Here is a 13,646-nt window from a genome sequence, read left to right as displayed (position 1 = left end):
ATAAGACATTTTTAGTAAAATATCCTTATAGACTTAAATACCGAACAGGAGGAATGTTTATGAACGTGTATGGAACCAAACAGATCCGTAACGTCGCCTTACTTGGGCACGGGGGCGCCGGTAAAACCACCCTGGCAGAGGCTATGGCGTTGATTACCGGAGCCATCAGCAGAATGGGAAAAGTTACCGATGGCAATACCATCAGCGATTATGACAAAGAAGAGATCAAGAGACAGTTCTCCATCTCTACGACCCTGATTCCTTTGGAGTATAAAGGAGAGGATGGCCCCATCAAGATCAACCTGCTTGATACTCCCGGATATTTTGATTTTGTTGGCGAAGTAGAAGAGGCCATCAGCGTTGCGGATGCAGCAGTAATAGTTATTAATTGTAAGGCAGGTATTGAAGTTGGAACATTAAAGGCGTGGGAACTTTGCGAAAAGTACAAGCTTCCCAGACTTTTCTTTGTGACCAATATGGATGATGACCATGCAAGTTTCCGTGAATTGTTATTAAAGCTTGATAAAGAGTTCGGAAGAAAGATCGCGCCGTTCCACCTCCCGATTCGTGAAAACGAAAAGTTCGTAGGTTTTGTTAATATTGTAAAGATGGCAGGCCGGCGTTTTACCGTCAACAGTGATTATGAAGAATGTGAGATTCCTGAATATAGCCAGAAGAATCTGGGAATTGCCCGTGAAGCTCTTATGGAAGCTGTAGCAGAAACCAGCGAGGAATATATGGAACGCTATTTCTCTGGTGATGAGTTTACCATTGATGAGATTTCTTCTGCTCTTCGGGAACATGTAATAAAAGGAAATATCGTTCCGGTTATGCTTGGTTCCGGAATTAATGCCCAGGGTGCCAAGATGGTGCTTCAGGCTATAGATAAGTATTTTCCGTCTCCAGACTATTTCGAGTGCATTGGTGTGGATATTTCCACAGGAGAGCGCTTTACAGCAAAATATAATGATAATGTATCCCTGTCAGCCCGTGTATTTAAGACGATTGTGGACCCATTCATTGGAAAATATTCCCTGCTAAAGATTTGTACCGGTACCTTAAAGCCTGATTCCGCAATTTTTAACGTGAATAAGGATACAGAAGAAAAGGTCGGTAAGCTTTACGTGTTAAGAGGTAAAGAGGCCATTGAAGTTACGGAATTAAAGGCAGGAGACATCGGAGCCGTGTCAAAGCTTAATGTGACACAGACCGGTGATACCATTGCCCTTCGCTCCGCGCCAATCGTATACCATAAACCGGAGATATCCACTCCATATACGTATATGCGTTATAAGACCAAGACAAAAGGCGACGAGGATAAGGTATCAAGCGCTCTGGCAAAGCTGACAGAAGAGGATTGGACCTTAAAGGCAGTCACTGATACGGAAAACCGTCAGTCGCTCCTTTATGGCATCGGTGACCAGCAGCTGGAGGTGGTTGTAAGCAAGCTTTTAAACCGCTATAAAGTTGATATTGAACTGAGTAAACCGAAATTTGCTTTCCGGGAAACCCTTCGTAAGAAGGTAGAGGTCCAGGGAAAGTATAAGAAACAGTCCGGCGGACATGGACAGTACGGCGACGTTAAGATGACCTTTGAGCCTTCCGGAGATCAGGAAACGCCTTATGTCTTTGCTGAAAGCGTATTTGGCGGGGCAGTGCCGAGAAACTATTTCCCGGCGGTTGAAAAAGGAATCGCCGAGTGTGTCTTAAAAGGCCCCCTTGCCGCTTATCCGGTTGTGGGATTAAAGGCAACACTGACCGATGGTTCTTACCATCCGGTTGACTCTTCTGAGCTGGCCTTTAAGATGGCTGCAACCCTGGCCTTTAAAAAGGGCTTTATGGATGCAAATCCGGTTCTGCTTGAACCGATTGCCTCCCTTAAGGTTACGGTCCCGGATAAATTTACCGGAGATGTTATGGGCGACTTAAACCGTAGGAGAGGACGCGTTTTAGGAATGAATTCCAACCACAGCGGAAAGCAGGTCATCGAGGCGGATGTGCCTATGTCCGAACTGTTCGGCTATAATACGGATCTTCGCTCCATGACCGGAGGCATCGGAACCTATGAATATGAATTCAGCCGCTATGAGCTGGCTCCTGGAGATGTGCAGAAGAGAGAAGTGGAAGAAAGAGCATCTAAGATTGACAGGATTGAAGTTTAAATATGATATAAAGTGATAAAAACCCCATTGCAAGCCTGATTGTAAGGCTCTGCAATGGGTTTTTTGTTATTACTGGATAAGGTTCAGGACTTAATTTGCTCGACGATTTCCTTATAATGGGCCAGTGAACGATCATACATAACCCAGCAGAAGAGGAATCCGGAATAATTGCGCTTTTTTCTGATCTGTGATAAACTGATACCAACTGGCAGGAGGTATGAGAATAGTGGAAGACAGAAAAAATGCATGGAAGGCGTTTTCGAGAGTTGGAATCGGATATGGAGCATTCCTTCTTGTAACGCTTGTTATACAGCTTGAAGTAGGAGTCATTACTCTTTTACTATCCCGTTTTGGAATGAAAATAACCTTTGGAAACTGGTACATGGTGATCGTTTCCCTGTTGAATTACCTTGTGGGAGGAATCGTTGCCTACCTGATTATAAAGGATATGCCTGTTTTATGCAGGCCCAGGGCAGGAAAAGCCGGGGCAGGAATGCTGATTACCGGATTCCTGGTCTGTATGAGCGCCCTGTTTTTTGGAAACCTTATGGGCATGAGCCTTATGAATATTGTAAGTGCGCTGCTTGGAAAACCCATGGTCAACCCGGTAGAGGAAGTGATGAAAGGCTTAAGCACCTGGTCGATCTTTGTCACCATGGTGGTAATGGCCCCAATTTGCGAAGAAATCCTGTTCCGAAAGATCCTGATCGACCGGATCCGGCTTTATGGAGATAAAGCGGCTATCCTGGTATCCAGCGTTGTCTTTGGTTTAAGTCACGGTAATTTCTATCAGTTCTTTTATGCCTTTGGAATTGGCCTGGTGTTAGCCTATATTTATATTCAGACGGGAAAGCTTCGCTATACCATCATTTTTCATATGATTATTAATTTTCTCGGCTCCGTTGTGGCCCTTCATATAGCAGACAATCCGCTCCTTACCGTTGCCTACTCCATCTTTATGCTTGGGGCGGTTATTGTCGGAACCTTTTTGTTTTTTATGAATCAAAAAAAGTTAATGTTTCATCCTGGATTTATGGAAACCTGGGGCAAAGGGGCATTTAAAGTACTCTTTTTAAATATTGGAATGATCTTGTTTTTTATTGTTTCGGCTGTGACCTTTGTCATTTCTGCAGGCTAAAGAAAAAGAAAGACGATATACGGTTGACACAATTCGTCAATTATGTTACATTTGTAGTTAGCAAAAATACTGTGATAAGGAATAGTAAGCTGTCTGAATCAAACAGAGAGCCGGCGGGTGGTGGAAGCCGGTTGGGGATGGCAGCCGAACTGGCCTTTGAGTAGCGTGCTGAAGGAAGCTCTGCTTTCTGTGTAGGCATTGCCGGTATCCCGACCGTTAAAGCGGGCGGATATGTTTTTTCATATCCAGTGAGAGCATACAAAACTGTATGAAATAGAGTGGTACCACGCGGTAGATCCTGCGTCTCTATGGCCGAATAAGCGGTCTGAGGCGCATTTTTTTATGCGCTCTTACGGACATTACTTTATCTGCAGGCATTTGATACAGGGAAAGAACCCTGACGTAAAAGGAGGAAATTTGTTATGGCAGCGTCATACAACCACAGCGCCATTGAAAAAAAATGGCGGGAAAATTGGGCAAAGAACCCCATCAATGTTGATGATGGAAAGAAGGAGAAATATTACTGTCTGGATATGTTCCCATATCCTTCAGGAAGCGGTCTTCATGTAGGCCATTGGAGAGGTTATGTAATTTCTGATGTTTGGAGCAGGTATCAGATTTTAAAGGGACATTATGTGATCCACCCTATGGGCTGGGATGCATTTGGTCTTCCGGCAGAGAATTACGCCATCAAGATGGGAGTCCATCCGGCGAAATCCACGGCAGAAAACGTGGCGAACATTAAGCGTCAGATCAATGAGATCGCGGCTGTTTATGATTGGGATATGGAGGTCAACACCACGGATCCCGGATTCTACAAATGGACCCAGTGGATTTTTGTTCAGATGTTTAAAAAAGGCCTGGCTTATGAGAAGGAATTCCCTATCAACTGGTGCCCATCCTGTAAGACAGGACTTGCAAACGAAGAAGTGGTAAACGGCTGCTGCGAGCGCTGCGGAACCGGAGTTACAAAGAAGAACTTAAGACAGTGGATGTTAAAAATTACCGCTTACGCTGACCGTCTGTTAAATGATTTGGATAAGCTTGACTGGCCGGATAAGGTCAAGAAGATGCAGTCCGAATGGATCGGAAAATCTTATGGAGCTGAGGTTGATTTTAAGGTAGACGGAAAAGAGGAGAACATCACAGTTTATACTACCAGACCTGATACCTTATACGGAGCCACCTTTATGGTGCTAGCGCCGGAACACGCTCTTGCCGCAGGCCTTGCTACTCCGGAAAATAAAGAAGCGGTTGAGAAGTATATTTACGACGCCTCCATGAAGTCAAACGTGGACCGTCTTCAGGATAAAGAAAAGACCGGCGTATTTACCGGCAGCTACGCAGTAAATCCCTTAAGCGGCGCCAAGGTACCTATCTGGCTTTCCGATTATGTGCTTGCTGACTACGGTACCGGTGCCATCATGTGCGTGCCTGCCCATGATGACAGAGATTTTGAGTTTGCTAAGAAGTTTAATATCCCCATTGTCCAGGTTATCTCAAAGGACGGCGAAGAAATCGAAAACATGACCGAAGCTTATACCGATGCCAGCGGAACCATGATCAATTCCGGTGAGTGGAACGGAATGGAGTCCTCTGTCCTTAAAAAAGAAGCTCCGGCAATTATCGAGGAGCGGGGCCTTGGTAAGAAAACCGTAAACTTTAAGCTGCGTGACTGGGTATTCTCCAGACAGCGTTACTGGGGAGAACCCATTCCGATCATCCATTGTCCACACTGCGGCAACGTTCCAGTTCCGGAAGACCAGCTTCCTCTCACCCTTCCGGAGGTAGAAAGCTACCAGCCTACCGGTACGGGAGAATCTCCGCTGGCAGATATTGAGGAATGGGTAAATACCACATGTCCGGTATGCGGCGCTCCCGCTAAGAGAGAGACCAATACCATGCCTCAGTGGGCCGGTTCCTCCTGGTATTTCCTTCGCTACGTAGACAGTCACAACGATAATGAACTGGTATCCAAGGAGAAGGCGAAAAAGTACCTTCCGGTGGATATGTATATCGGCGGTGTGGAACATGCCGTACTTCACCTTTTGTATTCCCGTTTTTACACCAAGTTCTTAAATGACATCGGTGTAGTGGACTTTGATGAACCATTTACTAAGTTGTTTAATCAGGGTATGATCAATGGAAAGAATGGAATCAAGATGAGTAAGTCAAAGGGAAATGTGGTATCTCCCGATGAGTTGGTGCGTGACTATGGCTGTGATGCTCTCCGTATGTATGAACTTTTCGTAGGGCCGCCGGAGTTAGATGCAGAGTGGGATGACAGAGGAATCGAAGGCGTCAGCCGTTTCTTGCACCGTTTCTGGAATCTGGTAGCGGAAAGCAGCGATAAGAATGTGGAAGCCACCAGAGAAATGCTTCGCCTGCGCAACAAGCTGATTTTTGATATTGAACAGCGTTTCAATCAGTTTAATTTAAATACAGTAATTTCCGGATTCATGGAATATAACAATAAGTTGATTGACCTGGCCAAGAAGAACGGAGGCATTGACAAAGAGACTTTGAAAGCCTTTGTGATTTTACTTGCTCCTTTTGCTCCCCATATCGGTGAGGAGCTGTGGCAGCAGCTTGGCGGCGAGAGTTCAGTATTCCACGCTCAGTGGCCAGAATGTGATGAAGAGGCCATGAAGGATGACGAGATCGAAGTTGCAGTCCAGGTAAACGGAAAGACCAGAGCAGTGGTAAAGCTTCCTGTAGATGTATCAAAGGAAGACGCCATTGAAGCGGGTAAGGCGTTGATCCCTGATAAGATAACCGGAACCATTGTTAAGGAAATCTATGTTCCTGGAAGAATTGTAAATATCGTGTGCAAATAAAACTGTCAAAACTTATAAATAAGCTGAAAACCTTGATTTTATAAGGACTGAACCTGTTATAACTTGTTATATCTTATTATGCTTTATTACCCACTTGGTGTAGGAATGGTGTAATGGAGTAAAGAAATTGGTGTAAAATCTAATAAAGAAGTTGAACAAATAAGCTTTAAAATAAGGGCATTATAGGCTATAGAAATATGGCTTATAGTGTCCTTATTTAGCGTTCAAATAATGCAAACGTTCATTTGATGTAAAAACATAAAAGAAAGGATAGCAACGCCACTATTGATATAATGTATGACAAGCTGGCATGTGTAAAGCAGGACTTCAGGGGAATGTATTTACTATTTCATGGATAGAGGGTCATTCTTATTCCTGTTGAGGCTTTTGATTCTAAGATAAAAGGATAGAAACAGGTATCTGGCCAAATGACAAAATAGGAGAATCAATATAATGTCAAATGGTACATAAAGGGGTAGAAGACATCTCTAATAATGTGCCCGCTATTATAGGTTTTGAAAATATTATATGGCTATCGAATGTTTTTGATTGAGATACTTAAATTTTAAACGTTGTTGTTATGAACGAGTAAGATTAGCATATAATTAAATTAATAAGATCATTTGAGGATAGCCATGGTCATACATGTTGTCCAGCCCGGTGAAACCATCTATTCAATATCAGAGTATTACGAAATCCCTGTTGACAGGTTAATATTGGAAAACGGAATTACAAACCCTGAAAATTTAGCAATAGGCCAAACGATTGTAATTGTTCAACCCGAAACACTTTATACTGTCCAGGAAGGTGATACTTTGGAGAGTATCGCGGAGCAGCATGGGACTACGCCAATGGAATTATTAAGAAACAATCCCTATCTCTCTGACATGGAATTTATATACGCCGGTGAAACATTAGTTATAAGCTATCAGACAAATAGAACAAGAGCAATTGCCACTATGGGTTATACTTTTTCATATATAGACAGATCTGTTTTAATAAAAACACTTCCTTTTTTAACTTACCTGACTATATTCAATTATAGGACTACAAGTGAAGGTGAAATTATCTCAAGTGCCGATGATACAGAAATTATACAGCTGGCTAAAGCATATGGTGTTGCACCCATGATGTTTATTTCCACTATGACAGAAGAGGGGATCGTCAGTCGTGAAGTGACTTATAATATTATAAATAACCCTACTGTGCAGGATCGCTTTATAAATAACGCTCTTTACATACTAAGATCGAAAGGTTTTTATGGTATAAATATTTATGCAGAAAACATAACCAATGACAACATAGACAGCATTGCAGAATATTTGAAAAGAGCCTCTTCGATATTTCATTCAGAAGGTTATAAGGTGCTGATTACCATAACACCGGCTACGAATGTAGATATCCCCGGCGTCAATTTTGAAAAATTAGACTATTCAAAATTATCTGAATTTGTAGATGGAATTATATTTTCTTCTTATGACTGGGCAAGGTCTTACAGCTATCCAAGTGCGATTTTTCCGGTTAATATCTTACGAGAATTGATGGATTATGTGGTTAGTATAATTCCCTCCGAAAAAATTTTTCTAGGGGTCACTGCTCTAGGTTATGATTGGTCACTTCCATATGTCCCTGGTGCCACAGAAGCTATTATAATATCTAATGATAGAGCCGTGCAAATTGCAGCAGAAAACGATATACCAATTCAATTTAATGAAGCAGCACAGTCATCCTACTTCTATTATATGGATGTCGATGGGATTTTGCATGTCGTATGGTTTAAAGATGCAAGAAGTTTTGACGCAAGAGCAGAGCTGGTAGAGGAATATAACCTGCAAGGTTTATCTATTTGGACTATCATGAGATTCATCACCCAGTTATGGCTTATTATCAATACTAAGTATTACATAGAGAGGATTATGGGCATTGACTAAGAATTACCTGGGGTGATATGGTTGAGACGAAAGAACTTTTCTTATGAGGTAAACATTGTGGATAAAGCAACATTAATTGAAATTGACAGAACGATAAAAGAAAGATTACAAGCCACTCATGTAGCATATTGTAAATATCGTGTGCAAATAAAACTGTTAAATAAAACAATTTTAAAATAAGGACATTTTAGGCTGTAGAAATATGGCTTATAGTGTCCTTATTTAGCGTAAAATAATGTATGTAAAAATACCCACCCATGCATAATGAAATGCTATTTATATTTTAGGGAGACAAATAATATCATTTAAATGTAAGCGATGATGTGGTAAAATGGAAATAATCGTGGAGTGATTTGGATTGTATATATTTCTTCCGAGGAGGAGTATGAATGAGAATTTATATGATGATGTAAAACTTAAATAATAACAGTTGAAAGGATGTTTTCATGTAGAATGGTAATAAGAAGAGCAGTCGATGAAGATGTAAAGGCGATTATGAAAATTTATGAATATGCCCGTAAGTTCATGATAGAAAGTGGAAATCCAACACAATGGAGTCCCGCCTATCCAAATGTGGATGTAGTGGAAAGAGACATTGTAAACGGGAACTGTTATGTTTGTACTGAAAAAGAGACTATGGTTGGTACTTTTGCATTTATCATTGGGGAAGAACCTACATACCATACGATTGAACAGGGAAACTGGCATTGTGATATGCCCTATGGTACCATTCACAGACTGGCTGGGAGTGGACAGGTAAAAGGGGTATCGAAAGCTTGCTTTGATTTTTGTAAAAGCAAAACAGACTATCTTAGAATAGATACTCATGCAGACAATGTACCTATGCAAGCAGTTGTTTTAAAAAATGGTTTTAAAAAATGTGGAATTATCCATGTGGCGAATGGTGATCCAAGGATTGCTTTTGATTATTTATCATTAAATTGAAAAATAATCAAAATCAATATTTAGGAGGTCTAAATGAAGTCAGACAAAAACTGGGATTGGAAAAACAGCATGCCATTGATGCTTTGTACTATCATTGCAGTAGTCGGATTTATAATTGCTGTTTTGATTTTTGCAAACGTTATTGCTGACCGTCCAATGATGGGAAATTTTAGCGGTAGTATATCGAATGGCTATACATATCCTGAACTTATGGGAATTGATGATTTGAAGCAATATATGGGAATATTTCCAACTTATGAGGAAAGCGACAGCGAAAGTTATGGCAATACCTATGATAACATGAATGATGAACTTCGCTCCGATTTGCAAAATAGTATTTTGAATGGAGATTGGCCAGGGTTTCCTTATGTTCAAATTAACGACCGACTATATTTTAGTAAGCAAGCAGTCGATGATTGGTTTGCTGAACAGAGTAAACAACAACTTCGCGTAAAATAAGCAGATTTATTTTGTAAAGTTAAATGAAATCTAATTTTCAGGAGGTATAGAAATGGAGATCCGCCCTCAGACAGTTATTAAAATGACAGTTGTAAAAAAGAATAATTATTGCCCCATCTTTGAAGAAGGTGATGAGATCATAATTAAAAAGCACTGCTTTGATATGAGTTTCAATAAATTGGAAAAGTACTGTTATGCTACCCTGGCTGATATATATCCCAAATGTAACAATTTAAGAAAGCAGCCGGTAGGATCAAAGGATACATTTACCTGCCGCGACAATGGAATTATTGAGATTGAATTAGAAAGGCTGGATGATGAGCCGTATGACTTCGAAAGAAGGGGTTAGAAAAACTGGAAAGAGAGTTACCTTATGACAGAATACATGAATGAGCCAATTAATTATGAGTTTACTGTACAGGATATTATTGATGAATATAAAAGTTGTGGAGACATCAGAAAGGTTGCAGGAATATATTGTTTGGAGAAAAAGTCGGTTAAGTCGATTTTAAAGAAGGAAGGAGTTTTATAATAAATCATGATTACACAATACAAAAAAACACCCATTAAATGGACGGTAATAACTTTGTTATGTCTTTTCTTATTAAACGGATGCTCAAGTACATCCAGCTCTGACCCCGGAACGAAACCGCAAAATGCCACAGAAATAGAAAATGATTCCAAGGGCGGCGAGGATTCTGCTGCACAGGCTCCCCCTAGTATCGTTTCCGAGGAGGAATCAGTTACTCAAGACCAAACTCCTTCATCGGAAATGGGGGGTACCTCTTTTGAGCTATATTTTGATTTGTTGGGTTCGAGTAAACAGGATTTGATCAACGATATAAGTGAAAAGCCGGAATCAGTCGACGAAGGTGGTTTGGAATTTAAAGAGACTGGAATTCGGGTATGGTTTAATACAGATACCGATGTAGTCAATCAGGTATTTACCCAACGGGAAGATTTAGACTTCAAAGGTGCTAAAATTGGTGATAAAGTAGAAAGTTTTCAAAATGCCTTTGGGGAACCAATTAGTGATCAAAATGGCGACATGCACTTTAAATATAAAGAGGGTTATATATCTGTTATTTATGATACACAAACCCAAAATACCTTTGCCGTTTATCTCTTGAGCGAAGATTTTTAGGGTATTCCAATACGGTTAAATGGTTTGTAATAGGAATTGTTGTATTTTGTATGCAGATAACAAAAGAAGAAATTAGATTATAAAAGAATGGATCGATGTTTGATTTTATGAGATTGATAAAACAGAGAGGAGAATGAAATGGAACGTCAAAAAAGTTATGAGAAAACTCAGATGCTTATTTTCCTGGGAGTGGCCTTTGTATTACCATATATGCTGGGGATTTTAATGGGGATTGGCTATACGAAGGGGCTTGATGTATCGGTTTTTCCCTCAGCCCAGATGTTCTACCCTGCTTCGGGGGCAATACTTGCCGCTTTGATTACACACAAAGAAGATCATCTGATTCCAAAGAGATTTTTTATTGGTTTTTTAATTCTTACGTTACTATTAGTTGTTTGTACGGTGTCAAGCATTCTTATACCTGGTGTGAGTTGGAACGCTATTTCCCAATATCTAATGATCCTTGGTTCTCTTATCGCTTGGATTTTACTGCTTACTGAAAAGAAAGATAAGCGAATTGCCTATGGATTGAAAGGAGGGCGTTGGAACGCAGCAGCTCTCATTGTTCTGCTATATTTCATTCTTTACATTGGCAGAACTGTTATCATGTATATTTTAAATGATCAAATACAAACCATGACTGAAATTATCCTAAAGCCTGTTACTTGGCTGATGCTAATAACATTACCCATAAACTATTTTTTAGTATTTACCGCATTTTTGGGAGAGGAGTACGGTTGGAGGTACTTTCTTCAACCTATATTGCAGAAAAAGTTTGGAATGGTTCGAGGTATTCTTATTCTTGGAGTTGCTTGGGGATTATGGCATTTACCCATTAATTTCTTTTATTATTCGTCACCTTCCGTAGGGTTTATAAGCTTAACAGGACAATTAATTACATGTGTAACATTGGGAATATTTTATGGATGGGCTTATTTAAAAACCGATAACATATGGACGGTTGTTATATTGCATTTTGTCAACAATAATTTAGTTCCGATTATTACCGGCAATTATACGGCGGAAGTTCTTCAAAATCAGGACATAACTTGGAATGGAGTAATTTTATTATTGGTGGTTAATTCACTGCTGTTTGCGGGTGTTATTTTTACAAGTTACTATAAAGACAATACTCGGAGACTTCCAACAATGGATGAACGAGTTAATCGTCAAATGATGAAATTGGAAGAGCAGGCGCAATGGGAAGATACGAAAGAATGAAGGGGAATAAGCGAATGGAAAGTAAAATTTTAATTGTATGAACAGGTCGGATTGGCATATATTAGAATTAATCAGATCATTTGAGGGAAGCCATGGTCATACATGTTGTCCAACCCGGTGAAACCATCTATTCAATCTCGGAGTATTACAAAATTCCTGTTGACAGATTAATATTAGAAAACGGAATTACAAACCCTGACAATTTAGCAATAGGCCAAACCATTGTGATTGTTCAGCCGGAAACAGTATATACCGTCCAGCCCGGCGATACTTTGAATAGTATTGCAGAGCAGCATGGCGTTTCGCCATTGGAATTACTGAGAAATAATCCCTACCTCTCAGACAGAGATTTTTTGTACACCGGCGAAACGATTGTTATAAATTATCAAACGAATAAAGTAAGAACAATTAGCACCGGAGGTTATGCCTTTCCGTATATAGATAAATCTGTTTTAATAAAGACACTTCCTTTTTTAACTTTTTTGACTATTTTCAATTATAGGGCTACAAGTGAGGGAGAAATCATCACCAGATCTGATGACACGGAACTTATTCAGCTGGCGAAAGAATATGGAGCTGCACCTATGCTGTTTGTTTCCACGATTACGGAAGAAGGATTAACTAGTCATGAAGTGAACTATGAAATTTTAAATAATCCTTCTATACAGGATCGCCTTATAGATAACGCTCTTCAAATACTAAAAAGGAAAGGTTATTATGGTATAAACATATATGTCGAAGACATTACCTATGACAACATAAATAACATTGCGGAATATTTGAAGAAAGCCTGGGATATTTTCCATTCAGAAGGATACAGGATCGTGATTACTGTAACACCTATCACAAATATTGATACTCCCTACGCCAGCTTCGAAAAATTAGACTATTCTAAATTTTCTGAATATGTAGATGGTATCATATTTGCTTCTTATGATTGGGCAAGGATTTATAACTATCCGAATTCAATTTTCCCGGTTAATGTTTTAAGAGAGTTATTGGATTACGTAGCCGGTATTATTCCTAACGATAAAATCATATTAGGAATCACCACTCAGGGTTATGACTGGACACTTCCATATGTCCCAGGTGCCACAGGCGCTGTTGTAATGTCTAACAATAGAGCAGTGCAAATTGCAGCGGATAACGATCTGGTTATCCAATTTAATGAGGCAGCACAGTCACCTTATTTCTACTATGAGGATTGTGATGGGACTTTGCATGTAATATGGTTTAAAGATGCAAGAAGCTTTGATGCAAGAGCAGAGCTAGTAGAGAAATATAACTTACAAGGTTTATCTATTTGGACGATTATGAGATTCGATGCTCAAATGTGGTTTGTTTTTAATATTCAATATTACATAGAGAAGATCATGGATGGTGTGACGAATCAATGGTATCGGCCAAGGGTTAGGCCAAAGTGCTGAATGATAAAATAAGGACATTATAGCGGATTCCTATTGGAACCGCCCATAATGTCCTTGTTCTTATTTTGTATTGCGCTTCATTAAGTTTTGGGAAAGCATCCGCAAGGTATCCATTCGTTTCCGCTCGTTAGGTGTCATGTTGGCGCTCATAATGGTAATGAGAAGATCAGTCTCTTCATTACTAAACTGAATGCCTTTTCGGCTTGCCTCTGCATTTAAGTTTAAAAGCGTTGGGACAAGCTGGTCTTTTGGAGTGGATTCTACCCGCTTTGCAAATTCGGTCAGCATGGAGAGCTTTTGCGGATTCATATTTCTAAGTCTGGGGTCTTGTTTCCAGTTAATGTTCATAGGTTGTTATTCGTCCTTTCTATGGGATATGGTA

The 13,646-nt window shown here is 40.0% G+C and carries 13 protein-coding genes and 1 other annotated feature; of the genes, 12 read left to right on the top strand and 1 reads right to left on the bottom strand.

Annotation, left to right across the window (positions count from 1 at the left end; translation table 11 throughout):
- Positions 1-59: 59 nt before the first annotated feature.
- The 12 genes from ACHZES_RS04980 to ACHZES_RS04925 all read left to right on the top strand — a co-directional run bounded on the left by ACHZES_RS04980 (position 60) and on the right by ACHZES_RS04925 (position 13,264).
- The gene (locus ACHZES_RS04980; RefSeq protein WP_038282467.1) at positions 60-2,162 is read left to right on the top strand and encodes a translation factor GTPase family protein; all 2,103 of its coding nucleotides are present in this window, start codon (positions 60-62) and stop codon (positions 2,160-2,162) included.
- Between the two features lie 226 nt (positions 2,163-2,388).
- Entirely contained in the window at positions 2,389-3,300 is a 912-nt protein-coding gene (locus ACHZES_RS04975) for a lysostaphin resistance A-like protein (RefSeq protein WP_395547711.1), read from the top strand.
- A gap of 62 nt (positions 3,301-3,362) precedes the next feature.
- Positions 3,363-3,611, top strand: a binding site (T-box leader).
- Between the two features lie 111 nt (positions 3,612-3,722).
- On the top strand, positions 3,723-6,137 hold the full coding sequence (gene leuS, locus ACHZES_RS04970; RefSeq protein ID WP_395547712.1) for a leucine--tRNA ligase: 2,415 nt from the start codon (positions 3,723-3,725) through the stop codon (positions 6,135-6,137).
- A gap of 635 nt (positions 6,138-6,772) precedes the next feature.
- Complete coding sequence (locus ACHZES_RS04965; RefSeq protein ID WP_395547713.1) at positions 6,773-8,068, top strand: LysM peptidoglycan-binding domain-containing protein; 1,296 nt, start codon at positions 6,773-6,775, stop codon at positions 8,066-8,068.
- A 57-nt stretch (positions 8,069-8,125) separates the two neighbouring features.
- Entirely contained in the window at positions 8,126-8,248 is a 123-nt protein-coding gene (locus tag ACHZES_RS04960) for a hypothetical protein (protein ID WP_286173428.1), read from the top strand.
- Between the two features lie 273 nt (positions 8,249-8,521).
- On the top strand, positions 8,522-9,013 hold the full coding sequence (locus ACHZES_RS04955) for an N-acetyltransferase (RefSeq protein WP_395547714.1): 492 nt from the start codon (positions 8,522-8,524) through the stop codon (positions 9,011-9,013).
- 33 nt (positions 9,014-9,046) lie between these two features.
- Positions 9,047-9,472, top strand: a complete 426-nt coding sequence (locus tag ACHZES_RS04950; RefSeq protein WP_395547715.1) for a hypothetical protein — start codon at positions 9,047-9,049, stop codon at positions 9,470-9,472.
- Between the two features lie 52 nt (positions 9,473-9,524).
- Positions 9,525-9,821 (top strand): hypothetical protein, encoded by a 297-nt coding sequence (locus ACHZES_RS04945; protein WP_038282453.1) that lies wholly within the window; start codon positions 9,525-9,527, stop codon positions 9,819-9,821.
- A 24-nt stretch (positions 9,822-9,845) separates the two neighbouring features.
- Complete coding sequence (locus ACHZES_RS04940) at positions 9,846-10,004, top strand: hypothetical protein (protein WP_166429741.1); 159 nt, start codon at positions 9,846-9,848, stop codon at positions 10,002-10,004.
- Positions 10,005-10,010: 6 nt separating this feature from the next.
- Complete coding sequence (locus tag ACHZES_RS04935) at positions 10,011-10,616, top strand: hypothetical protein (RefSeq protein ID WP_395547716.1); 606 nt, start codon at positions 10,011-10,013, stop codon at positions 10,614-10,616.
- Positions 10,617-10,754: 138 nt separating this feature from the next.
- A complete protein-coding gene (locus ACHZES_RS04930; RefSeq protein WP_154524475.1) occupies positions 10,755-11,837 on the top strand; it encodes a CPBP family intramembrane glutamic endopeptidase in 1,083 nt (360 codons plus the stop codon).
- Positions 11,838-11,929: 92 nt separating this feature from the next.
- On the top strand, positions 11,930-13,264 hold the full coding sequence (locus ACHZES_RS04925) for a LysM peptidoglycan-binding domain-containing protein (protein ID WP_395547717.1): 1,335 nt from the start codon (positions 11,930-11,932) through the stop codon (positions 13,262-13,264).
- 60 nt (positions 13,265-13,324) lie between these two features.
- On the opposite strand, the gene ACHZES_RS04920 is transcribed toward ACHZES_RS04925, so the two are convergent.
- Positions 13,325-13,612, bottom strand: coding sequence for a hypothetical protein (locus ACHZES_RS04920; RefSeq protein WP_038282449.1), 288 nt, complete (start codon positions 13,610-13,612; stop codon positions 13,325-13,327).
- Between the last annotated feature and the right edge of the window lie 34 nt (positions 13,613-13,646).

Origin of the sequence: Lacrimispora sanguinis, assembly GCF_044987295.1 — a bacterium.
Taxonomy (GTDB): Bacteria; Bacillota; Clostridia; order Lachnospirales; family Lachnospiraceae; genus Lacrimispora; species Lacrimispora celerecrescens_B.
Note: the sequence above shows the minus strand (reverse complement) of the source record. Positions and strands in the feature narration are given on the sequence as shown.